We start from the raw sequence: 22,856 nt of genomic DNA, 5'->3' as shown, positions 1-22,856 counted from the left end.
GAAATAAAATAGCGCACAATCCTACTCTATCACTCGAAATAACTAAATCTCCTTTTCTCGAACATTATGTTGCTAGGAGATATGAGGTCACTATAAAAGCAACGAGGGGGACAAGCTATGGCTAGCGAGCAACAGCTTGTGTTTGAACAACTTCCGATTCTTGCAGATCGCAAACCCCAGTCTCTGGATCACAGATAGGTAACACAACAAGATGATCAAGTTCGATACTGATACCTAAATCCTCACCTACATCATGGTCATGATGACAGGCAGTGATACAAGGTAAAACCTCACCATTGGCCAGTTTTACATGATAAAGATAGTGAGAGCCTCTAAACCATTTACTCACTATACGACCGGTCAAGGAACTCTGTTCAGAGTGCTGGATATCATCGGGCCTAATCAGCAGCTCAACGGATGTACCCGGTGCATAACCTAAAGGCTCATCACCTACCAAACAGCCTAATGCAGAATCCACTGAGTATTCATCTTTAATGGAAGCCTGCAAAAACTCACCTAAACCTATAAAGTCTGCTACAAAACGATTTTTAGGTTCATGATAAATATTAAATGCAGAGCCGCACTGTTGAATCCTACCATGCTGCATAACCGCAATTTTATCAGCCATCGCAAAGGCTTCCATTTGGTCATGAGTCACCAAAATAGCACTCATCTGTTCTTTTCTTAATATATCTCGTATTTCGGGTACTAGCGTTTCTCGCAAATTCGCATCCAACCCAGAAAACGGCTCATCGAGTAACAAAAGATCAGGCTTAGGTGCCATTGCCCGCGCTAAGGCAACACGCTGTTGTTGACCACCAGAAAGGGAGTGTGGATAGCGCTCAGCAATATCTGGCAAACCAATCAAACTAAGAAGCTCCTGAACTCTCAAAGTTTGATCTTTTTTTGACCATTTTTTAATACCAAAAACAATATTTTCTGCGATAGTTAAATGCGGGAAAAGTGCGATATCTTGGAACACCATACCAATATTTCGCTGTTCGGTAGGCAGTATATTGTGCGCATCAGACAGCACCTGTCCACGCATACAAATACGCCCAGATTTCACAGGTTCAAACCCTGCAATCGCTCGAAGCAATGTTGATTTACCGCAGCCGCTTGGCCCTAACAGGCAGCCAATTTCACCTTTTTCAAGTGATAAAGACGCATTATGTACAACATCCTCCTCACCATAAGCAAGGGTGACACTCTCAACATTTAGATGTTTTTCTATCTTCATCTCAATCAACTTCCCGCCCGCCCTTTTGCAATAGAACGGCTTAATAAAATCACAGGTATCAATCCAACCGCCACAATCAACAACGATGCCGGTGCCGCATCAATCAAACGCTCATCAGATGCCAGCTCAAATGCCCTAACGGCTAAGGTATTAAAGTTAAAAGGCCTAAGAATCAGTGTAGCGGGTAACTCTTTAAGCACATCAACAAAAACGATAAGTAAGGCGGTTAATACAGAACTCTTCATCAAGGGAACATGTATCTGTTTTAAAACCTGCATAGGTGTGCAACCAAGCGTACGTGCAGCACCATCAATACTCGGCTTTATTTTATCAAGGCCACTCTGGACGGCACCTAAAGATACCGCCAAAAAACGTACCGTATAAGCAAACAAAAGCGCCACTAAAGTGCCCGATAACACTAAACCAATATCAACACTGAACCATTTCTTTGCCATTGCAATTAACTGATGGTCCATCCAAGCAAATGGAATTATCACCCCAATAGCGATAATAGTACCCGGTAGAGCATAGCCTAATCCCGCCGTAGCCACTGAAAACCTCACCACCTTTTTAGGATTCAAACGGGAAGCATAAGCCAAAATTAACGCAAAGCTCACAGCAATGATGGCAGCTAAAAAGGCGAGGTAAAACGAGTTCCACGCCAACTGGAAAAAAGAGCCATCGGAAAGATCTGCTTGCGTTAAGCTCCAAAAAGCCAACTGACCTGCAGGTATCAAAAATCCAAATAATATAGGTAACAAGCAGATCAAAAATGCTACTGCAGCTTTCCAGCCAGATAAAGAGATTAATTTTGCTTTAGCTTTAAATTCTGCAGACGAGTGATAACGGGATTTTCGTCTTGAGTATTTTTCAACAAGTACTAATAAAGCCACAAAACTTAAAAGACAAACTGCCAACTGAGCCGCCGCAACCGCATCGCCAAACCCATAAAAAGTTCTAAAAATACCGGTCGTAAATGTATTTACACCAAAATATTGTACGGTACCGTAATCAGCTAAGGTCTCCATTAATGCTAAGGTTAAACCGGCAATAATCGCTGGACGAGCAAGAGGCAGTGCTAGCTTGAACAAACCTTGCCATTGGTTATAACCTAGCGTCCGGCTAACCTCGAGCGTGCTTGCTGATTGCTCTAGAAAGGCTGCGCGGCTTAATAGATAAACATAAGGATAAAGTACTAGCGCCAACATCAAAATGGCACCAGCTAATGAACGGATCTCAAAAAACCAATACTCGCCATAGCCTAGACCTGTTAACTGACGTATAGCGGTTTGCACAGGACCAGCAAAATCTAAAAGCCCAGTGTAGGTGTAAGCGATGATATAAGCCGGTACCGCTAAAGGAAGGAGTAATGCCCAAGCAAAAATTCTACGCCCAGGGAAGTCACAAACGCTCGTCAACCAAGCCGTTGGGATGCCAAGCAATAACACCCCAAAAGCCACACCTAACATAAGTAAAAGTGAATTACTGACATAATCGAACAACACCGTATGGTACAAGTGCGTAAAAACATCAGCAGAACCGCTAAAGACAAACCCCGCAATCACAAAAATAGGCAGGGCTAATAATACAGCGATGACAAACGAACTAGATGTCAGCCAGTTTACTCGGTAGGGAGATTTTAAGGGAGTCACTACAAACATTTATCCCGTTCAGAAAAACAGAAAACGCCCACATTAATATCTGCGGGCGCTAAAAGCATAATTCTAACACTTATTAGAATATGGAATGGTAGAAATTGAGCCTATTTCCAGCCAGCTCGGTCCATTAATTCAACAGCAGCACGGTTATTGGTTCCCAATTTACTTAGCTCAAGGTCATCCGCTTTAAATTCACCTAAGCCTTTCAAAACGGGTGAAACCTCAACACCTTCAACAACTGGATATTCGTTGTTTTCAGCACCATACCAAACTTGAGACTCATCAGAAGCCATAAATTCCATCAGTTTAATCGCACTTTCCACATTAGAAGCGTATTTAGTTACACCTACACCACTCACATTAACATGTGCACCACGACCATCCTGATTTAACCATGCTGTACCTAATTTAGCCGCGACTTCGTTATCACTCTCTTTATTACTGTGTACTAAGCGTGCGTAATAGTAGGTATTCGCAATCGCCAGATCACAAACACCTGAAGCGGCTGCTCGTAATTGATCCGTATCACCACCCGCTGGCGGCTTAGCAAAATTAGCTACAAGCCCTTTAGCCCATGCTTCGGTCGCCTCTACGCCATTGGCATCGATCATCGATGCAACGAGTGACTGGTTATAGATATTGCTTGATGAACGAATGCAGATACGTCCTTTCCACTTAGGGTCAGCAAGGTCCTCATAAGAGGTTAACTCAGCAGGATCAACTTTATCTTTAACATAAAACACCGTCCGTGCACGTTGGGACATGCCATACCAATAACCATCAACATCTTTTAAATGAGCAGGAATCAGCTTATCTAAAGTTTCACTGGTCGCTACTTGAAGAACACCCGCGTCCTTCGCTCTATACAAACGCCCTGCATCCACAGTGACAAAAAGATCCGCTGGTGTCGCATCGCCTTCAACTTCCAAACGTTTCAAAAGTGCGTCAGCTTTACCTGTTACTAAATTAACAGCAATACCCGTTTCCGCAGTAAAACGATCAAACAAAGGCTTTATAAGCGCTTCTTTTCGTGCAGAGTAAACATTAACAAGGTTATCATCGGCAGATACAGATAAAGGCAACAACCCTGTAGCAAAAACAGCGGTCATAGCCATTGTAGAAACAACGCGTGTAAATTTCACAGTAAACCCCTTACAAAGACAAAACATATAGAGAAGCTTTAAATAAATTAGGGGGGTAAAATTACCACAACACAAAAGATAATGCTACCGATAAACATTCTCATTTAGATTAAAAACACTAATCATTGATCTAGATTAATAGTCGCATCTGTTAATATTGCTCGATAAACTACCCAACTCTAACGGCCAAACTCACACAGCGGTAGATATGAACCTAATACTCCTCACAGAAGATGATTTAATTGCGGAAGAGCAGGTTAAACTCAATGACAGACGCTTCCAACATATTAAGACGATCCATAAACCCGAAATCGGCTCGCAATTAAAGGTTGGCATGTTAAACGGGCTAATAGGCACAGGAACAGTACTTGAGTTATCAGAAAGCGCTATCAGGTTACAAATAACATTAGACAAAACACCACCGCTCCCATTGCCTTTAACACTTCTTTTAGCCCTACCACGGCCAAAAATGCTAAAGCGAATCTTACAAACCGTTGCATCTATGGGAGTTAAAGAGCTTTATCTTATCAACTCCTATCGTGTTGATAAAAGCTACTGGGGGAGCCCTATTTTAGAAAAAAAGATCATAGAAAATTTACAACTCGGGTTGGAACAAGCAGGCGATACAGTGATGCCCAATGTTCATTTAAGAAAACGCTTTAAACCATTTATCGAGGATGAACTTCCCTCTTTGGCACAAGGCACAAGGGCGTTGATCGCCCACCCTTATAACGCCACTCCCTGCCCTCAAAGTGCAGCAATAAAAACAACATTAGCGATCGGCCCCGAAGGAGGATTTATCCCTTATGAGGTCGAAAAACTTAATGACTGCGGATTTAACGCCATCCATATTGGCGAGCGAATTTTAAGAGTTGAAAATGCCGTACCCGCCCTGCTTTCCCGACTATTCCCCGTCTAATTTTCTATTTTTTAACTGACCGAAAAAATAATCCCAATCAAAAGCAGGCCCAGGATCTGTTTTTCTACCCGGTGCTATATCAGAATGGCCAACGATTCTGTCATCCGAAATAGCCGGAAATTGAGTTTGAATAGCTAAAGTTAAATCGACTAATTGCTTATATTGTTCAGCGCTATAAGGCTCAGAATCTGTACCTTCAAGCTCAATACCTATGGAAAAATCATTACAATTTTCAACATTCTCATAACAAGAAACACCCGCATGCCACGCCCTTTTATGCAAAGGCACAAATTGAACAATCCGTCCCGTGCGCTCTATTAAAAGGTGTGATGATACTTGTAGATCTTTAATCTCTTGGAAAAACGGATCATCACTTATAGGCAACTGGTTGGTAAAAAACTGCTCTATATATCCGCCACCATACTGTCCCGGCGGTAGACTAATGTTGTGAATAACTAAAAGCGAAACACTCTCGCCTTCAGGCCTTTCATTAAAATTAGGCGACAACACCCGATTCACACCAAACAACCAACCATTTTCGTTTTTTACAACCATCATCCTCTATCCGCTATTACTTAGATTCGTTAGAATTAGCGACCTATTAATCATCGTTATCCAATAATAACAGAGGCCAGCCCTCTTTGACCTTATTCTCATCAGGAACCTATTATGTTGAACCGTGCCGACATACAGCACCTTATTCCAGACGCCGTAACTTATGCACTTAGTGAAGATATTGGTAACGGCGATATTACGGCCCAACTTATTCCTGAAGAGCAAACCGCTACCGCTCGCATTATCAGTCGCCAAGAAGCTGTAATCTGCGGTGTCGATTGGGTTAATGAAGTATTTAAACAAGTTGATCCTAACTTAACATTAGAATGGCAAGTGGATGATGGTGATCTAGTACAACGGGATCAGGTGTTATTTTATGCGAAAGGCTCCGCTCGTAACCTGCTCACCGCAGAACGCGCGGCTTTAAATTTTCTACAAACACTCTCTGGCACCGCAACCATTAGTAAGTTTTATGCCGATAAAGTGATAGGTACCCACGTAAAACTACTCGATACACGAAAAACCCTACCGGGACTTCGTTTTGCACAAAAATATGCAGTGACTTGTGGTGGATGTTTTAATCATCGGATCGGATTATTTGATGCCTTTCTGATTAAAGAGAATCACATTATGGCCTGCGGCGGCATAAAAGAAGCGATACAGACCGCACAAAATAATGAACCTGATAAGCCAGTAGAGATCGAAGTTGAATCTATGGCAGAGCTAAAACAAGCCCTAGACGCTGGTGCAGATATTGTCATGCTGGATAATTTTTCACTCGATGAGATGTGCAAAGCGGTAGAACTAACAAAAGGAAAAGCCAAATTAGAAGCATCAGGCAATATTACTGATAAGACATTGCGCCCTATCGCTGAAACGGGTGTCGATTATATCTCAATTGGTGCGTTAACTAAGCACTGCCAAGCGGTTGACCTTTCGATGCGCTTAATTGAACACTAAACAGATTAAATTTATCACCCAATAAAAAGGCTAACGTTTTTACTTTAGCCTTTTCAGATCAGCCTCTAGCGGCAAAAACCTCAAACAAATAAAGCTACTGACAAGCACTTGATGCTAGTTTCCGCCACTCGTCCTCTTTCTGAATTTTAACTATATCGTACACTTCTACAGATACAGAGCTGACACCCTTAGCCGCTAAAACCTTACAGACTTTATCAGCCGCATGATGCGGATTTGTTTGCCCAGCAACCACACCAATAGCTAACACTGAGTCATCTTGCCACCAAACAGGACGGGCAGGAAACTCTTCCAACTCCAGCAATGCATTTTCTACAGCGCTTTTGGTTTGCGGTGATAAAGGCTCAGTAGAATTTGCAATATACCAAGTCACACCCACACAAGCGGCGATCAAAATAATTATTATAGTTCGTTTCATTTACAACGTTTCTACTTATCAATATATAAGATACAAAAAAGGCGCAAATAGTTTGCGCCTTTTTATCAATGGTAACTTTACACCCTTAGGTGATTAGTCACATAAGCCTTCAGTTTCACACGAGCCAGATACATCCCAAATAAGTTGTCCACCCGCAGTACTAGTTGGCGTTAAAATATAGGTAATATCATTAACTGCTCCAGACCCAGTTGCAGTAATCACAGCACTATCATTGATTCCAACGCTCTTAACGTACTGACCACCATCAGAACCACTTAATGCAGCACTAACAGAGTTATCATCGCCATCACAATCAGAAAAAGTACCTTCACGTGAATAACACACTTCAACTGCACTTTTCACGGACGATGTAGAATTAACAACCTCAGTAAATTTAGCTTTTTGCGTATAAGTTTGGTAAGCCGGCAATGCGATAGCAGCCAAAATACCGATAATCGCCACAACGATCATCAATTCGATTAGGGTAAAACCTTGTGCTTGTTTATTCGTTTTCATTATTTATCTCCAGCGAAAAAAAATCCTTGGGATCAACCAAGTCCTTTGATTGTAGCGTATTTTTTATGACACGCCAGTTACCAAATCAGTTTTATCTTATAAACCTTATAGTGCGCATTTTCAAACTATGATGCAAATGCTATTTTATCTGTATGATATGTGTCAATTCATGGAATGATAGTAAGGGGTTATATTTTGCAGCCTAGCCAACCATTAAGCGGACTAGCAAAAAGGTTAGTTAATGAGGGTGTTTGCTCTGCAGAGGTCGCGGCCGATGCGGCGCTTCAGTGCCGAGAAAAACAGCAAACCTTTATCGCTTATGTTATTGAACAGCGCCTTGTTAGTGCCTATAGAGCCGCCGCCGCCGCATCCGAAGAGTTTGGCATTCCACTGCTAGATCTGGATGCCATGGATATGGCGACGCTTCCACAGGGCCTTATTAATGACTCGCTGATTAGCAAACATCACGCGCTCCCGTTACAGAAAAGAGACAATCGCTTATTTGTGGCGATATCGGACCCCACCAATATCCAAGCCCTTGATGAATTTAAATTTCAAAGTGGTATTACCACTGAAGCGATTATTGTTGAAGAGGATAAGCTTACCAAAGCGATCGAAGCGTTCCTCGACAATCAAGATTCAGCCCTTGACGACTTGGAAGATAGCGACCTTGATAATTTGGAGATCGATGATTCTCTACCCAACGCTGCGCAAGAGGAGTCCGCTGAGGAAGCAGCCAATGATGCGCCTATAGTTCGTTTTGTTAATAAAATACTTTTAGATTCTATTAAAAACGGCGCATCCGATATTCACTTTGAACCTTACGAAAAGACCTATCGTATACGTAGTCGTATAGATGGCATCTTGCAGGAGATCGCTAGACCCCCCTCTAATCTATCATCACGCCTGTCTGCACGTTTAAAAGTTATGGCTCAGATGGATATCTCTGAACGCCGCGTCCCGCAAGATGGACGCATCAAAATGAAAATTTCGAAAAACCGGTCGATCGATTTCCGTGTTAACACCCTACCGACCCTTTGGGGCGAGAAAATTGTACTGCGTATATTAGACCCGAGCAGTGCTAAAATGGGCGTTGAAGCTTTAGGCTTTGCTGACTTCCAAAAAGAGATGTACCTTTCCACCTTACATAAACCACAAGGCATGGTGCTCGTCACCGGTCCGACAGGTAGTGGTAAAACCGTCAGCCTCTATACCGGTCTAAATATCCTTAACACGGAAGAGCGTAATATATCTACGGCTGAAGACCCTGTAGAGATTAACTTGGAGGGGATCAACCAAGTTCATGTAAGCTCAAAAGTAGGCCTTACCTTTGCAGAGGCCTTGCGCGCCTTCCTTCGTCAAGACCCTGATGTTGTCATGGTGGGTGAGATTCGAGATCTGGAAACCGCCGAAATTGCGATTAAAGCAGCACAAACCGGCCATATGGTTCTCTCCACACTCCATACAAACAGCGCACCCGAAACACTGACTCGACTCCGTAATATGGGAGTACCCGCCTTCAATATTGCCACTTCGGTGAGTTTAATTATCGCTCAGCGTTTAGGACGAAGGCTCTGCGAAAGCTGTAAACAACCCATTACACTACCTGAAGTTACCCTACGTGAGGAGGGCTTTACCGACGAAGAGATCAAGAATATGACCCTCTTCGAAGCAAATCATGAGGGTTGCAATAAGTGTAACAGAGGTTATAAAGGTAGGGTTGGTATCTATGAGATGCTTTCCATGTCGCCAGAGATTGCTGAAGTCATTATGCAAAACGGAAACTCTCTGGATATACTAAAGGTCGCCAACACTCAAGGATTCCAAAGCTTAAGACGTTCAGGTCTAAAGAAAGTTGCCGAAGGTGTGACTAGCCTCGAAGAGATGAATCGCGTCATTAAGGTTTAATAACAGGATATATTTGCTATGGCCAAAGAAGCCAAGTTACATACATTTACCTGGCAGGGAAAAGATAAAAGCGGCAATGCCAGTAAAGGGAAAGTTGATGCCAGCAATATTGCCATGGCTAAAGCTCAACTACGTAAACAGGGTATATTACCCTCCAAGGTAGCCAAAGAGAGAGGAGCGGGCCTCTTTAGCGCGAAAGGCAAACCAATTAAGCCTGTAGATATTGCTTTTTTTACTCGCCAAGTGGCTACTATGCTTAAATCTGGTGTTCCTCTACTACAAGGCCTAGACATTACCGCCGGCGGGGTTGAGAAAGATAAGCTTAAAGATATTATTTATGGCATTAAAAATGATGTAAATGGGGGGCTTGATTTCTCCACAGCCTTAACCAAATATCCTGAGCACTTCGACGACCTTTACTGCAGTTTAGTCAGTGCTGGTGAGCAATCGGGTGCTTTAGAACAGATGCTTGACCGTATTGCCACCTACAAAGAGAAACTGGAAAGCCTAAAAGCCAAGATCAAAAAAGCCCTCACCTACCCAACAGCCGTTATTATTGTTGGTATTGTCGTATCCGCTATTTTGCTGGTAAAAGTGGTGCCGCAATTTGAATCGGTATTTGATAGCTTTGGCGCCGACCTCCCCGCCTTTACTCTCTTTGTAATTCATCTATCCGAAGTTGCCCAAGAATGGTGGTGGATTGTACTTATTGCTATAGGCTTCGCCGGGTATGCCTTTAACAAAGCCCAAACAAAGTCAAAGAAATTTAGGGACGCCGTCGACAAAGCGATGCTTAAAATTCCCGTTATTGGCCAAATTTTACACAATGCCTCAATTGCTCGCTTTTCTAGAACCTTAGCTACAACCTTTGCTGCCGGTGTGCCTTTAGTTAATGCACTAGACTCTGCTGCAGGGGCCTCGGGTAACGCACTCTACCGAGATGCCATACTCCAGATCAGAAATGGGGTATCAACAGGGCAATCACTAAAAGATGCAGTCACGATGACAGGGGTTTTCCCAAATATGACTGTGCAGATGATCGCCATCGGTGAGGAGGCCGGCTCACTGGAAATGATGCTAGAGAAAGTGGCAGATTTCTACGAAGAGCTAGTTGATAACGCTGTTGATAACCTTTCTAGCTTACTAGAACCTCTTATCATGGCTGTTCTAGGGGTACTTGTAGGCGGCTTAGTTATCGCCATGTACTTACCTATCTTCCAGCTGGGTAATGTGGTTTAGAAAACGCTTTTTGAGAGAAATATTACAAAAAGCTCCCTAGCAAACGAATCATTTAGAAGATTACTAATGATCTTTAATATCGATCCAGCGTGGGCTATAGCCTGCGCTTTTATTTTGTCCCTCTGCGTTGGCAGTTTTTTAAATGTGGTTATTCACCGTATCCCTATTATGATGGAACGGGAGTGGCTATCTGAACATGAAGCTGAAAATACGGAACAAAAAGAAACATTTAACCTTTCCGCACCAGCCTCCACTTGCCCACAATGCGGGCACAAAATCAGATGGTATGAAAATATACCGGTTATTAGCTACCTGTACCTAAAAGCAAAATGCGCTTCATGCGGTCTACATATCCCTTTTCGCTACCCATTTATTGAATTATTAACCGCTATAAGCGGTGCTGCTATTGTTTATATCTATGGCCTAAACGAGGTTAGTTTCAGCCTCACCCTGTTAACCTGGTGCTTGATCTGTCTTATCTTTATCGATATAGACCATCAACTTTTACCTGACCGCATTACACTACCTTTACTGTGGTTAGGCTTATTCGTAAATAGCTTTGGTTTATTTACCTCACTGGAAAGTGCTGTATACGGTGCTATCGCTGGCTATTTAAGTTTATGGACTGTGTATTGGGCTTTTAAACTACTAACAGGCAAAGAGGGAATGGGATATGGTGATTTTAAATTACTAGCCGCGCTCGGAGCTTGGGCCGGATGGGCACAGTTACCCCTTATTATTCTATTGAGTTCTTTGGTTGGTGCTATATTAGGCATCGCTATGATCGCAGCGAAAAAACATGAGCAGCAGGCCCCTATGCCGTTTGGGCCTTATCTCGCCATTGCCGGTTGGGTTGCTTTAATCTGGGGTGATAATATTACCGGTCTCTACCTTCAATTTGCTGGCTTATAGATGTTTATTGTTGGGATCACAGGCGGGATAGGCTCAGGCAAAAGCGCCGTTACTCGCCAATTAGAGCAGTTCGGAATTAACGTTATTGATGCCGATATAGTCGCGCGAGAAGTAGTAGCACCGGGAGAAGAAGCGCTTCAGAAGATCGCTCAGCACTTTGGCTCGCAAATACTGACAAATTCCGGCGAGCTAAACCGTGCAGAACTGAGAGTAAAAATTTTCAGCGATCCAAAAGAGCGAAAATGGTTAGAGCAACTACTTCACCCAGTGATCCGGGCACGCATTATTCAACAACTGGACAACACACAATCTAGCTATGCTGTACTCGCCTCTCCCCTGCTACTTGAAACAGATCAGCATCAACTCACCGATCATATCGTGGTTGTTGATGTGCCTGAGGCAATACAGATCGAGCGAACAATCTCTCGCGACAAGAACAATGCAGAACAAGTAAAATCTATCATCCAAACACAGATGCCTAGAGACCAAAAGATAGTAAAAGCTGATACGATCATTGATAATAGCGCAGACTTAGCAACCCTTAAAAAAGAAGTTGCCGCCTTACATTCCAAACTACTTACCCTTGCTAAACAGGCCCCTTATAGTGACTAAGCCCCAAGTAAAATGCCCAACTTGCCAGAAAAAAAAGGTATGGAGCAGTGATAACCCATTTAGACCTTTTTGCAGTGAACGCTGCAAATTAATTGACCTAGGTGCCTGGGCAAATGAGGAGTATCAAATTCCTGAAGCAAAATCCGCCAGTGACTATAGCAGTGGTGAAAATGAAGAACATGTAGACCGAGACGGTCCTATTCCTCAAGATCCTGAGACCATGCACTAATCCCCGCAACACCTTGAGCACCGCAGTTAACAGCCTGCCCAAGCAAACGAGAACTTACCCCTCCTAAGGCATAAACCGGAATAGAGCAACTATCAACAATCTGCTGAAACAGCTCCCAACCTAATGGGATCGCATGAGGATGTGAGCGCGTTTTTAATACAGGTGATAAGCTAACAAAATCCAAATCTTTTGTAACCGCCATCTCAATCTGCTCTAAACTATGACATGACGCACTTAGCCAGCGACCGGAAAATTGGCTACGCTTATTAAGATCTAAAAGACGTGATGAGCTAAGATGTAACGCATCCGCTTTCAACGTTTCAGCAACTGCAAGTGAACTGTTCACAATAAGCGGAATAGCTGTTCCCTCAAGCATCCCTTTAATACGCTTATACGCGCCTTCAAAATCATCCACAGGCAGATGATGAGCTCTCAACATAACCCCTTCAGCGCCGTTAGATAAAGCCTGCTCAACAAAGTCAACCAATGCATCGACATCAGATAAATCAGGTGTTATCGCGATACATTTAGGTAAAAGGCATGCATTAAGAATAGGTGCATTTGCTGCTGGAAAGGCAAAACTATCAAGCTCACCTTTAGCAACCCAACGTATAGGTTGCCCCTCCTTCCCCCAAGCCTCGCCATCGAACGCGCTTACTTCAAACACATCCAGTAAAACCGATTTATCAGTGTAATGATAGGGTACTTTTATCAGCGGTCTAGCCTCTTTTACCTCAATACCTAGCTCTTCATGCAGCTCTCGTGATAACGCCGACAGCGCACTTTCACCCTGCTCCACTTTACCGCCGGGAAACTCCCACAAGCCTCCCTGATGCTGATCTTCCGAGCGTCTTGCTATTAAAATTTCTCCTGCTGAGTTTTTAATAGCTGCCGCAGCAACATGAATCAATTTACGCTTCATCTATTTACAACGCCCGTTTAGTAACCAATAGCAAGACACAAAAGAACAACTTAGCTGCGGTAATCCGCATTAATACTGACATAATCGTGAGAAAGATCTGTTGTCCATACCGTTTCAGTGACATCACCGCGATTAAGTACAACTCTAATCAGTATCTCCTCAGCATCCATCACAGCTTGGCCAGCCTCTTCGGTATAGCCCGCATCGCGCCCTCCCTCACTGACAATACAGACGTCGCCCAGAAAGATCTGCAATGCATTCAAATCTAAATTATCAATACCCGCACGACCTACAACAGCCAAAATCCTGCCCCAATTGGGATCGGATGCAAAAAGCGCTGTTTTAACCAGTGGCGAATGAGCAATATCAAAGGCTGTACGTAGCGCTTCATCTTGAGTCGCTGCCGACTCGACCTTAACCGTTACAAACTTAGTCGCCCCCTCACCGTCTCTAATAATCGCATGAGCGAGTTCTTGCATTACGCAAGCCAAAGCCTGCCTGAACGTCAAAAGACCCTCTTGGTCGCTCTCAGAGACAACAACGCTAGATTTCCCTGTTGCCACAAGCATGCAAGAGTCATTGGTCGACGTATCACCATCGACGGTAATACGATTAAATGAACAGTCCGTCGCTTCTATCAATAATTTTTGCAGCAATTCAGGTTCAACATCCGCATCAGTAGCTACATAACCTAGCATAGTTGCCATATTGGGCTTAATCATGCCCGAGCCTTTAGATATTCCAGTTAAAGTAACCGTCTGACCTTGATACGTGTATTGTAGCGAAGCACCTTTAAGGCGCGTATCTGTCGTTAAAATACCTTCCGCCGCATCTAACCAGCCACTTTCTGATAAAACGGTTTTTGCTTTAGGCAAAGCAGAAATAAGTTTCTCGACCGGCAGCTTTTCACCAATAACACCTGTAGAAAATGGCAGTACTGCAGCCACATCTACATCACAGAGCTCAGCTACCGCAGAGCAAGTAGCAACAGCATCTTGCCAACCTTCCTGTCCTGTTCCGGCATTCGCATTACCTGTGTTGACTATAAGATAGCGAGCCGCGGCTTTGCTTAGATGTTCTTTACAGATGGAAACAGGCGCTGCACAAAAAGCATTTTTGGTAAAAACACCGACTACACTGGCATCCTCACAAATATGCATTAACACAACATCTTTACGGCCCGGTGTTTTAATACCGGCAGAGGCAGTGCCGAGTTCAAAACCTTTAACAGAGTGCATTGTACTTGGGAAAGTTGCTGGACCAACAGCCATTTTAGTAATCTCCTTAGCGCAGAAAGCAGCCAACAGGCTGCTCTCTTAACTGTATTAAAACTGCATCTAAATTATGTAGATAGTTTACCGTGACACTGCTTATATTTTTTACCTGAGCCACAAGGACAAGGCTCATTTCTACCTACTTTTCGTCCCTCTCTAACAAAGGTTTCACCTTGCTCATCTACTGCTTCAGCATCACTATCATCAGACATTGCTGAACTTTGATCATGGGTGAAATCCATCTGCAGACTTTCTGCTTGCTCACGGCGCAGCTGCTCCATCGCTTCAATCTCTTCAGGCTGCTGTACCTGTACATGACAGATAATACGAATAACATCACGTTTAATATTATCCAATAGCTCCTGAAATAGATGGAAAGATTCGCGCTTATATTCTTGCTTAGGATTCTTTTGAGCATAACCACGTAAGTGAATACCTTGTCGTAGGTGATCCATAGTTTGCAGATGCTCTTTCCACAGCGTATCAAGAACTTGCAGCATTACCTGCTTTTCAAAGTTACGCATAGTGGATTCACCCACCTGCTGCTCTTTCTGTTTATAAACCGCTAAGATCTCGTCCTGAACTTTTTGATAAAGCGTTTCTTCATGTAAGCTATCGTCTTGATCAAGCCATTCCTGAACCGGCAGTTTTACTGAGAAATCAGCTTCAAGCGAGCGCTCAAGACCAGCAATATCCCACTGTTCTTCCAAACTTTGAGGAGGAACAAATTCACTAAACTTGTTAGCAACAACCTCTTCACGAACAGCATCAATGGTTTCAGATATATCATCCGTTGCCATAATTTCATTACGCTGATCATAAATAACTGTACGCTGATCATTAGCAACATCATCATATTCAAGAAGCGATTTACGAATATCAAAGTTACGCCCCTCAACTTTCCGTTGTGCTTTTTCGATAGCGTTACTCACCATCTTGTGCTCGATCGCCTCACCACGTTCCATACCCAGCGCTTGCATCAGCTGACGAACACGATCTGAAGCAAAGATACGCATAAGATCATCTTCCAACGAAAGGAAGAAACGTGAAGAACCAGGGTCACCCTGACGACCTGCACGACCACGCAGCTGATTATCGATACGACGTGATTCATGACGCTCTGTACCAATGATATGTAAGCCGCCATTATCAAGAACTTGTTGATGACGCTTTTCCCAAGCTGCAGTCACTTCTGCAATCTGTTCATCCGTTGGGTTATCAAGTTCAGCTAACTCAGCCTCTAACTTACCGCCTAAAACGATATCAGTACCACGACCCGCCATATTGGTTGCAATTGTTACAGCTCCAGGACGGCCTGCTTGAGCAATAATGGATGCTTCACCACCATGATTTTTAGCGTTCAATACATTATGAACAATCTTCTCTTTCTTCAAGAGCGTCGAGATTAATTCAGAAGATTCCACCGAAGCTGTGCCGACTAGAACAGGACGTAAAGCTTCCTGACAGGCACGGATCTCTTTAACGATCGCTTCATACTTCTCTTCTACACTCATGTAGATAAGATCGTTTTCATCTTTACGCGCAATCGGCTTATTAGTAGGAATTACGACAACATCTAAGCCATAAATCTGACGAAGCTCAAACGCTTCGGTATCAGCTGTACCTGTCATACCTGACAGTTTTGTGTATAAACGGAAGTAGTTCTGAAATGTTGTAGATGCGAATGTCTGACTCTCATTTTGTACAGACACGCCCTCTTTAGCTTCTACCGCCTGATGCAAGCCTTCAGACCAACGACGACCTTGCATAATACGGCCGGTATGTTCATCAACAATGACAACTTCATTATTTTGAACAATATAATCCACATCTTTCTGGAACAAGTAGTGAGCACGTAAACCCGCCAAAACATGATGCAGCAAGTTTAGATTATGAGGGGCATAAAGACTTTCCCCTTCATTAAGCAAGCCTTTTTCTGTTAGCAACTCTTCAACAGCAGCATGACCGGCCTCTGTTAATTCAACGGTACGATTTTTCTCATCAACCGCAAAGTGCTCACTAATATCTTGCGACTCATCCTGCGGATCAATCTCACCATCAAACTTTTTAAGCTGTGGAATTAATTGATTAATCGTGACATACATCTGTGAACTATCTTCGGCAGGGCCGGAGATAATCAAAGGTGTACGCGCCTCATCGATAAGAATCGAGTCGACCTCATCCACAACCGCAAAGTTAAAGTCTCGCTGCACCTTCTCATCAAGACTAAATGCCATATTGTCGCGAAGGTAATCAAAACCGAATTCGTTATTGGTTCCATAGGTAATATCAGCCGCATAAGCAGCACGCTTTGTAGCTGGATCCTGTCCAGAAAGCGCAACACCGACTGTCAAACCTAATGCTTCATATAATGGACGCATCCATTCAGCATCACGGCTCGCAAGATAGTCGTTCACCGTAACAACATGCACACCTAAACCGCTCAATGCGTTCAAATATACAGCTAAAGTTGCCACTAGTGTTTTACCTTCACCCGTGCGCATCTCTGCTACTTTACCATCGTGTAGAGCCATACCACCGATTAACTGAACATCGAAGTGGCGCATACCCATAACACGCTTGGACGCTTCACGAACAACAGCAAACGCTTCTGGCAGCAACTGATCAAGGTCAGAACCTTCATCAAGACGCTGACGAAACTCAACAGTTTTTGCTGCCAGTTCTTCATCTGTTAGTTTTTCAAGATCGACTTCTAATGCATTAATCGCCTTAACGATTTTACCCATGCGTTTTAGTTCACGATCATTCTTACTACCAAAAACTTTCTTTAACAATCCTGTCAGCATATCTTGACTTATACCTATGAAGTCTAAAACGATCCTCAACTCTTCGAGGAGGAAAAAATTAACTCAGCATTCTACCTTTATTTGGGGCAGAAATTGAATCTAAAAGGGCGAATAAATAAAAACCTTACATAAAAATGCAAAAAAAAAACCGAACATAGAGTTCGGTTTTCACAAAAATTCGAAGTTTAAACAGCTAAAACAGGCTTCTGATAGGAGATAGGAGCACTTTCTTCATTATTTTCGAAAGTGACAATTTCCCACGCCTCTTCATTAGCTAACAGCTCACGCAATAAACGATTATTTAAATAGTGGCCTGATTTATCACCGTAGAATTCGCCAATTAGGCTTTTTCCTAACAAGTATAAATCCCCAACGGCATCAAGTACTTTGTGTTTAACAAACTCATCGTCATAACGAAGACCATCTTCATTAAGAATACGGTAATCATCAACAACTATAGCGTTATCAAAACTACCGCCCAGAGCAAGGTTTTGTGAACGAAGGTATTCATAATCACTCATAAAACCAAAAGTACGCGCACGGCTCACCTCTTTCACAAAAGAGGTACTAGAGAAGTCCAATGATGACTCCATCTTACGCCCTTCAAATGCAGGATGATCAAACTCAATTTTAAAACCGACTTTGAAGCCATCAAACGGTTTAAATGTAGCTGACTTACCGTCCGATTCAACAGTGACCTCTTTAGTGATGCGGATAAACTCTTTCGCCGCATTCTGCTCTTCAAGGCCTGCCGATTGAATAAGAAATACAAATGGAGCAGCACTACCGTCCATAATAGGCACTTCTTCGGCACTCAACTCCACATACGCATTATCAATACCTAAACCAGCCATTGCAGAAAGCAGATGCTCAACGGTCGCAATACGTGCACCATCTTTGGCTAAGTTTGTAGACAGCGTTGTGTCAGCAACGTTGTGTGCGTGCGCTAAAATCTCAACCACTGGATCGAGATCAACACGACGGAATACTATACCGGTATTCACGGGCGCCGGCTTAAGTGTCAGATAAACTTTCTGACCTGTATGTAAACCGATACCTGTTGCTTTAATACTGTTTTTTAACGTTCTCTGCTTAATCATGCCATCTGCCAAAAATAAAAAGGGCCATACTACCGCGCAATATTAACAAAAAAATCACCTTTTAGAAAGGTGAATCCTTTACCACTCTACGCTTATGCAATTTAGTCTGCCTGCTTCCTTAAGAATGTAGGAATATCTAAATAACCAGCATCGCCTTCAGTACCTGTTTGCTTCAATACGTCTTCGGTAAACTCTGCTGGACCATCAAGCGCTTCATTCTTTCTTCTACGAAGAATAGTAGGCAAGTCAATCTGCTCTAAGTTCAAACTTCCGTCCACTTTTTTCATATTATCTTGCACAGGACGTACAGTTTCTTGCGGTTTATCTAAGCCGGTAGCAACTACCGTTACTTTCAACTCATCAGACATCTCTGGTTCAATAACCGTACCAATGACTATAGTCGCATTCTCAGAGGCATACTCTTCAATCTGATTACCTACCTCAGTAAACTCACCTAAGCTCAGATCCATGCCAGCAGTGATATTTACTAAAATGCCGCTCGCACCACGAAGATCAACATTATCCAGCAGAGGACTTTTAATCGCTTTTTCTGCAGCTTCTGCAGCACGATTTTCACCTCTAGCATGACCGGTTCCCATCATCGCCATGCCCATTTCGGACATAACCGTACGCACATCGGCAAAATCCACATTGATCATGCCTGGACGAGTAATAAGGTCAGATATGCCCTGTACCGCACCTCTAAGTACATCGTTGGCTGATTCAAATGCATTTAACAAACTGCAATTACGCCCAAGAACCTGCATCAGTTTTTCATTAGGGATAATGATTAACGAGTCGACACTCTCACGCAGCTCTTTAATGCCATCAGCAGCTATAGCCATACGCTTACGGCCTTCAAACGGAAACGGCTTAGTTACAACAGCGACCGTCAAAATGCCCATATCTTTAGCAACTTCAGCTACAATAGGAGCCGCACCTGTACCTGTACCACCGCCCATTCCTGCTGTAATAAAAACCATATCCGCGCCTTTCAGCATCTCGCCGATACGATCCCGGTCCTCCATCGCCGCTTGACGACCTACTTCAGGATTAGCCCCAGCCCCTAAGCCTTTTGTCAGCGTATTACCTAACTGAATAACCGTTTGAGAAGACATTGATGAAAGCGCTTGCGCATCTGTATTCGCACATACGAATTCAACCCCTTCCAAATCACCACTTTCCATGTGCTTGACAGCATTGCCGCCACCGCCACCAACACCAATCACTTTGATTACTGCATTTTGTGGAACGCTATCTAACAGTTCAAACATTGTTAGCTCCTTGAGTGCTCAAGCCAAGCACTATCACCTAATTCGCCACCAATTATTGTTGGCAGCCAAAACATTAAAATCGAGTTAAGCTGGTTTAATAATTACTTTTAAACCAAGCTTTCATTTTTTCCAAAACGCCTATCCGCGGAACCGCAGCCACATCTTGATTAATCGTCTCTACACTACCGCCGACATGATCGTGCTGTGCGTATTGCAACAACCCTATCCCAGTGGCGTAAATCGGGCTGTTGAGAATATCTGCCATACCTCGCACCCCATGAGGTGATGCCAAACGCACGGGCATATGGAAGATCTCCTCCGCTAACTCAATAGCCCCTTCCATTTTTGATGTGCCGCCCGTTAAAACAATGCCCGCCGCAACTAGATCCTCAAAGCCACTACGACGCAGCTCCGCCTGAATAAGGCTGAACAGCTCCTCATAACGGGGCTCAACAACTTCAGCCAGTGCCTGCCTTGATAGATCCCTTGCAGGACGATCTCCAACACCGGGAACTTTGACTGTTTCACTACCCGTCGCAAGTTGTGCTAAGGCACAGGCATACTTAATCTTAATCTCTTCCGCATGCTGAGTCGGCGTACGCAGCGCCATAGCTATATCATTAGTAACCTGATCACCGGCAATAGGTATTACTGTGGTATGCCGAATTGAACCGCCAGTAAAAATAGATATATCGGACGTCCCACCACCAATATCCACCATACAAACGCCGAGCTCTTTCTCATCTTCGGTCAATACAGAGTAACTTGATGCCAATTGCTCTAGCACTAAGTTATCAACCTCTAAACCACAACGGCGTACGCATTTCTCAATATTTTGGGCAGCATTCACGGATCCCGTCACCAAATGAACTTTGGCTTCTAAACGAACACCTGACATCCCCAATGGTTCTTTGATGCCCTCTGAACTATCAATCTCATACTCTTGAGGCAATATATGTAAGATCTTCTGGTCTGCGGGAATCGCTACAGCTCTTGCAGCATCGATTACACGTTCCAGATCATATTCAGTTACTTCTCGATCACGTACAGCAACAATACCGTGCGAGTTCAAACTGCTTATATGACTACCAGCAATACCAACAGTCACTGAATGAATTTTACACCCAGCCATCAATTCAGCTTCTTCAACTGCACGCTGGATTGAGCTAACTGTCGACTCTATATTTACAACAACGCCTTTTTTAAGACCTCTTGAGGCATGAGAACCTATGCCTATAATTTCGATGGCGCCATCAACACCGATCTCACCTACTAGGCATAACACCTTAGATGTACCGATATCCAAGGCAACAATCATATTGTTATCCATCGAATTACTCATTTTCATTACCCTGCATTTTCATCTTCGGGTTTTTCTCGCCACTTAACCGCTACACCATGGGTATAACGAATATCAATTGCTTCTATCTCATCAACTTGCTCTAACAACCTCAGCTGATAAAGATCCAAAAACCGCCGCAAACGCTCATTAATGGCTTCACGTCCCACTATCACCTTAATTTGATTATCAAGCTCGAATGTCCACGCACCTCGAGCTTCTAAATTAAGGCTTACCACATTCAATCCAACTTGCCTCAGCATCTGATTAAAATCATGAAACTGAGCCATCACTCGTTCTGTTTCAGGAGCTGGTCCACTTAATCGTGGGAGAGAGCGGTACTCTTCTTTCAACTCCGGCCAAAAAATATCACCTTGATGATTTAATAAGCCCCGCTCACCCCAACGCGCAACAGGTACTTCTTCTTCAATTTCAACTATCAACTGGTTTGGCCAATCACGTTTAATCGCTGCTACACGCACCCAAGGGTATTCACGAACAAGCTCTTGTATCACCCCGATATCAGTACTAAGCAAGCCTTGTTTTAACCCTGCCGCAATATCTTCTGCCAAGCCTTTCCTATCTAAATGCTGAGCTGTACCAATGACAACAATCTGCTCTACAGGTTGATCTAACCATTTCCACAAATTATGACTAACACCCCATACAACACCGATAAAAATAATCAACGATGAGATCGTCCAAAAGGGCTTCCACCAGCCTTCTAAATCAACTTCTCTCTTAAAGCCCTTGTTAACATCAGATACTACTGCCTCACGGCTGGCCCCACGGGGCGCTAAAACAGGCTCTTCTTCACTCTGCACATTCTCTTTAGACTTAAAAAAGTCAAAAAACTTCATCTCAATGAGCCGTCTTTAAAATTTCAACAACTAGCTGCTCAAAAGAGATGCCCTGCTGTTTAGCTGCCATTGGTACTAAACTATGATCCGTCATTCCTGGCGCCGTATTCACCTCCAGCAGCTGAAAATCACCATGTTCATCTTGCATTACATCGACACGTCCCCAGCCGGCACACCCCACTGCAGCGAAGGCTTTTTCCGCAAGCTCACGCAGTTCTTTCTCTTTCTCGATACTTAAACCATGATCAAATCGGTACTCTGTATCGTTAGCTACGTATTTAGCATCAAAATCATAAAACTCATGATTAGTGACTAATAATATTGGGGATAGCGCTTCACCATCTAAAACAGCCACTGTATATTCATCACCGCTCATCCACCGCTCAGCAATGACAGTACGGTCAAATTTTGCAGCCGTTTTTAGTGCCTCAGTTAAACCCGACACACTATCAACCTTACTCATGCCTATGCTCGAGCCTTCATGTGCTGGCTTTACAATGATAGGAACACCTAAACGCTCGATTACATCTTCGAAAGACTCTTCTCCGCTGCAAACAGCAAAAGGGGGCGTTGGTAAATCGGCGCCTAACCAAAGTTGTTTAGTTCGTAACTTATCCATACCTATAGCGGATGCAGCTACTCCACTGCCTGTATAAGGTTTGCCTAGCATCTCTAGAGCACCCTGAAGCGTCCCATCTTCACCACCTGGGCCATGAAGAATAAGAAAAGCACGATCAAATACTTCCTCTTGCAGCTGGCGTAATGGTTCCAAGTCCGCAGACGGGCCGTATAAATCGATCCCAAAAGCATCCACACCCGCACGCTGTAATCCAGCAAGCACTGCTGCACCACTTTTTAGAGACACTTCACGCTCAGATGAGTTGCCACCATAAATAACCGCAACACGTCCAAAAGACTCTCTCAAATGCGAATCGATCACAAAACTCATCTATC

General features: G+C 43.5%; 21 protein-coding genes. 7 read left to right on the top strand and 14 right to left on the bottom strand.

Annotated features, from left to right (window positions below):
* Nucleotides 1-121 precede the first annotated feature (121 nt).
* From Q4492_RS03995 to Q4492_RS03985, 3 genes are all read right to left on the bottom strand, one after another.
* Nucleotides 122-1,240: an ABC transporter ATP-binding protein gene (locus Q4492_RS03995; RefSeq protein WP_303415970.1), complete on the bottom strand. Its 1,119-nt coding sequence runs from the start codon at nucleotides 1,238-1,240 to the stop codon at nucleotides 122-124.
* Between the two features lie 5 nt (nucleotides 1,241-1,245).
* The gene (locus Q4492_RS03990) at nucleotides 1,246-2,901 is read right to left on the bottom strand and encodes an iron ABC transporter permease (protein WP_303415969.1); all 1,656 of its coding nucleotides are present in this window, start codon (nucleotides 2,899-2,901) and stop codon (nucleotides 1,246-1,248) included.
* 101 nt (nucleotides 2,902-3,002) lie between these two features.
* Nucleotides 3,003-4,040 (bottom strand): Fe(3+) ABC transporter substrate-binding protein, encoded by a 1,038-nt coding sequence (locus Q4492_RS03985; RefSeq protein ID WP_368389429.1) that lies wholly within the window; start codon nucleotides 4,038-4,040, stop codon nucleotides 3,003-3,005.
* Between the two features lie 208 nt (nucleotides 4,041-4,248).
* Between Q4492_RS03985 and Q4492_RS03980 the strand changes: the two genes are divergently transcribed.
* The gene (locus Q4492_RS03980) at nucleotides 4,249-4,959 is read left to right on the top strand and encodes a 16S rRNA (uracil(1498)-N(3))-methyltransferase (protein WP_303415968.1); all 711 of its coding nucleotides are present in this window, start codon (nucleotides 4,249-4,251) and stop codon (nucleotides 4,957-4,959) included.
* Here the strand turns inward: Q4492_RS03980 and ampD are convergent.
* The gene (gene ampD / locus Q4492_RS03975) at nucleotides 4,945-5,514 is read right to left on the bottom strand and encodes a 1,6-anhydro-N-acetylmuramyl-L-alanine amidase AmpD (RefSeq protein WP_303416069.1); all 570 of its coding nucleotides are present in this window, start codon (nucleotides 5,512-5,514) and stop codon (nucleotides 4,945-4,947) included. The genes Q4492_RS03980 and ampD overlap by 15 nt on opposite strands.
* Nucleotides 5,515-5,628: 114 nt before the next feature.
* On the opposite strand from ampD, the gene nadC reads away from it, so the two are divergent.
* The gene (gene nadC / locus Q4492_RS03970; protein WP_303415967.1) at nucleotides 5,629-6,474 is read left to right on the top strand and encodes a carboxylating nicotinate-nucleotide diphosphorylase; all 846 of its coding nucleotides are present in this window, start codon (nucleotides 5,629-5,631) and stop codon (nucleotides 6,472-6,474) included.
* A 94-nt stretch (nucleotides 6,475-6,568) separates the two neighbouring features.
* Here the strand turns inward: nadC and Q4492_RS03965 are convergent, their stop codons facing one another.
* Nucleotides 6,569-6,910 (bottom strand): hypothetical protein, encoded by a 342-nt coding sequence (locus tag Q4492_RS03965; protein ID WP_303415966.1) that lies wholly within the window; start codon nucleotides 6,908-6,910, stop codon nucleotides 6,569-6,571.
* A gap of 93 nt (nucleotides 6,911-7,003) precedes the next feature.
* Nucleotides 7,004-7,426, bottom strand: a complete 423-nt coding sequence (locus Q4492_RS03960; protein WP_303415965.1) for a prepilin-type N-terminal cleavage/methylation domain-containing protein — start codon at nucleotides 7,424-7,426, stop codon at nucleotides 7,004-7,006.
* Nucleotides 7,427-7,621: 195 nt separating this feature from the next.
* On the opposite strand from Q4492_RS03960, the gene pilB reads away from it, so the two are divergent.
* The 5 genes from pilB (at nucleotide 7,622) to yacG (ending at nucleotide 12,326) form a co-directional block, all read left to right on the top strand.
* On the top strand, nucleotides 7,622-9,334 hold the full coding sequence (gene pilB, locus Q4492_RS03955; protein WP_303415964.1) for a type IV-A pilus assembly ATPase PilB: 1,713 nt from the start codon (nucleotides 7,622-7,624) through the stop codon (nucleotides 9,332-9,334).
* Nucleotides 9,335-9,352: 18 nt separating this feature from the next.
* A complete protein-coding gene (locus tag Q4492_RS03950) occupies nucleotides 9,353-10,573 on the top strand; it encodes a type II secretion system F family protein (RefSeq protein ID WP_303415963.1) in 1,221 nt (406 codons plus the stop codon).
* A 66-nt stretch (nucleotides 10,574-10,639) separates the two neighbouring features.
* Entirely contained in the window at nucleotides 10,640-11,485 is an 846-nt protein-coding gene (locus Q4492_RS03945; protein WP_303415962.1) for an A24 family peptidase, read from the top strand.
* The gene (gene coaE / locus Q4492_RS03940) at nucleotides 11,486-12,097 is read left to right on the top strand and encodes a dephospho-CoA kinase (RefSeq protein WP_303415961.1); all 612 of its coding nucleotides are present in this window, start codon (nucleotides 11,486-11,488) and stop codon (nucleotides 12,095-12,097) included.
* Nucleotides 12,090-12,326, top strand: coding sequence for a DNA gyrase inhibitor YacG (gene yacG / locus Q4492_RS03935; RefSeq protein WP_303415960.1), 237 nt, complete (start codon nucleotides 12,090-12,092; stop codon nucleotides 12,324-12,326). Before coaE ends, yacG begins: the two co-directional genes overlap by 8 nt.
* On the opposite strand, the gene Q4492_RS03930 is transcribed toward yacG, so the two are convergent.
* The 8 genes from Q4492_RS03930 to Q4492_RS03895 form a co-directional block, all read right to left on the bottom strand.
* On the bottom strand, nucleotides 12,295-13,248 hold the full coding sequence (locus tag Q4492_RS03930; RefSeq protein ID WP_303415959.1) for a Nudix family hydrolase: 954 nt from the start codon (nucleotides 13,246-13,248) through the stop codon (nucleotides 12,295-12,297). The genes yacG and Q4492_RS03930 overlap by 32 nt on opposite strands.
* A gap of 50 nt (nucleotides 13,249-13,298) precedes the next feature.
* Nucleotides 13,299-14,519, bottom strand: a complete 1,221-nt coding sequence (gene argJ / locus Q4492_RS03925) for a bifunctional glutamate N-acetyltransferase/amino-acid acetyltransferase ArgJ (RefSeq protein ID WP_303415958.1) — start codon at nucleotides 14,517-14,519, stop codon at nucleotides 13,299-13,301.
* A 71-nt stretch (nucleotides 14,520-14,590) separates the two neighbouring features.
* Nucleotides 14,591-17,329, bottom strand: a complete 2,739-nt coding sequence (secA, locus tag Q4492_RS03920) for a preprotein translocase subunit SecA (protein WP_303415957.1) — start codon at nucleotides 17,327-17,329, stop codon at nucleotides 14,591-14,593.
* A 185-nt stretch (nucleotides 17,330-17,514) separates the two neighbouring features.
* Nucleotides 17,515-18,429, bottom strand: coding sequence for a UDP-3-O-acyl-N-acetylglucosamine deacetylase (gene lpxC / locus Q4492_RS03915; protein ID WP_067862461.1), 915 nt, complete (start codon nucleotides 18,427-18,429; stop codon nucleotides 17,515-17,517).
* Nucleotides 18,430-18,530: 101 nt separating this feature from the next.
* Nucleotides 18,531-19,703 carry a cell division protein FtsZ gene (gene ftsZ, locus Q4492_RS03910; RefSeq protein ID WP_303415955.1) on the bottom strand — a complete coding sequence of 391 codons (1,173 nt, stop codon included), beginning with the start codon at nucleotides 19,701-19,703 and terminating at the stop codon, nucleotides 18,531-18,533.
* Nucleotides 19,704-19,797: 94 nt separating this feature from the next.
* Nucleotides 19,798-21,045 (bottom strand): cell division protein FtsA, encoded by a 1,248-nt coding sequence (gene ftsA / locus Q4492_RS03905; RefSeq protein WP_303415954.1) that lies wholly within the window; start codon nucleotides 21,043-21,045, stop codon nucleotides 19,798-19,800.
* Nucleotides 21,046-21,050: 5 nt separating this feature from the next.
* Nucleotides 21,051-21,902, bottom strand: a complete 852-nt coding sequence (locus Q4492_RS03900; RefSeq protein WP_303415953.1) for a cell division protein FtsQ/DivIB — start codon at nucleotides 21,900-21,902, stop codon at nucleotides 21,051-21,053.
* Nucleotide 21,903: 1 nt separating this feature from the next.
* Nucleotides 21,904-22,851 (bottom strand): D-alanine--D-alanine ligase, encoded by a 948-nt coding sequence (locus Q4492_RS03895; protein WP_303415952.1) that lies wholly within the window; start codon nucleotides 22,849-22,851, stop codon nucleotides 21,904-21,906.
* Nucleotides 22,852-22,856: the final 5 nt, after the last annotated feature.

The sequence above is a fragment of the Neptuniibacter sp. 1_MG-2023 genome (assembly GCF_030547185.1).
GTDB lineage: Bacteria > Pseudomonadota > Gammaproteobacteria > Pseudomonadales > Balneatricaceae > Neptuniibacter.
The sequence above is the reverse complement of the archived record's forward strand: the minus strand, read 5'-3'. Positions and strand labels throughout refer to the sequence as shown.

Bases quoted from the DNA above. Each gene is read 5' to 3' on its own strand.
- Q4492_RS03900 (WP_303415953.1), bottom strand. From the start codon at position 21,902: ATGAAGTTTTTTGACTTTTTTAAGTCTAAAGAGAATGTGCAGAGTGAA.
- Q4492_RS03930 (WP_303415959.1), bottom strand. From the start codon at position 13,248: ATGAAGCGTAAATTGATTCATGTTGCTGCGGCAGCTATTAAAAACTCA.
- Q4492_RS03945 (WP_303415962.1), top strand. From the start codon at position 10,640: ATGATCTTTAATATCGATCCAGCGTGGGCTATAGCCTGCGCTTTTATT.
- nadC (WP_303415967.1), top strand. From the start codon at position 5,629: ATGTTGAACCGTGCCGACATACAGCACCTTATTCCAGACGCCGTAACT.
- Q4492_RS03950 (WP_303415963.1), top strand. From the start codon at position 9,353: ATGGCCAAAGAAGCCAAGTTACATACATTTACCTGGCAGGGAAAAGAT.
- ampD (WP_303416069.1), bottom strand. From the start codon at position 5,514: ATGGTTGTAAAAAACGAAAATGGTTGGTTGTTTGGTGTGAATCGGGTG.
- Q4492_RS03895 (WP_303415952.1), bottom strand. From the start codon at position 22,851: ATGAGTTTTGTGATCGATTCGCATTTGAGAGAGTCTTTTGGACGTGTT.
- lpxC (WP_067862461.1), bottom strand. From the start codon at position 18,429: ATGATTAAGCAGAGAACGTTAAAAAACAGTATTAAAGCAACAGGTATC.
- Q4492_RS03995 (WP_303415970.1), bottom strand. From the start codon at position 1,240: ATGAAGATAGAAAAACATCTAAATGTTGAGAGTGTCACCCTTGCTTAT.
- ftsZ (WP_303415955.1), bottom strand. From the start codon at position 19,703: ATGTTTGAACTGTTAGATAGCGTTCCACAAAATGCAGTAATCAAAGTG.
- coaE (WP_303415961.1), top strand. From the start codon at position 11,486: ATGTTTATTGTTGGGATCACAGGCGGGATAGGCTCAGGCAAAAGCGCC.
- argJ (WP_303415958.1), bottom strand. From the start codon at position 14,519: ATGGCTGTTGGTCCAGCAACTTTCCCAAGTACAATGCACTCTGTTAAA.
- ftsA (WP_303415954.1), bottom strand. From the start codon at position 21,045: ATGAGTAATTCGATGGATAACAATATGATTGTTGCCTTGGATATCGGT.
- secA (WP_303415957.1), bottom strand. From the start codon at position 17,329: ATGCTGACAGGATTGTTAAAGAAAGTTTTTGGTAGTAAGAATGATCGT.
- Q4492_RS03960 (WP_303415965.1), bottom strand. From the start codon at position 7,426: ATGAAAACGAATAAACAAGCACAAGGTTTTACCCTAATCGAATTGATG.
- Q4492_RS03965 (WP_303415966.1), bottom strand. From the start codon at position 6,910: ATGAAACGAACTATAATAATTATTTTGATCGCCGCTTGTGTGGGTGTG.
- Q4492_RS03990 (WP_303415969.1), bottom strand. From the start codon at position 2,901: ATGTTTGTAGTGACTCCCTTAAAATCTCCCTACCGAGTAAACTGGCTG.
- Q4492_RS03980 (WP_303415968.1), top strand. From the start codon at position 4,249: ATGAACCTAATACTCCTCACAGAAGATGATTTAATTGCGGAAGAGCAG.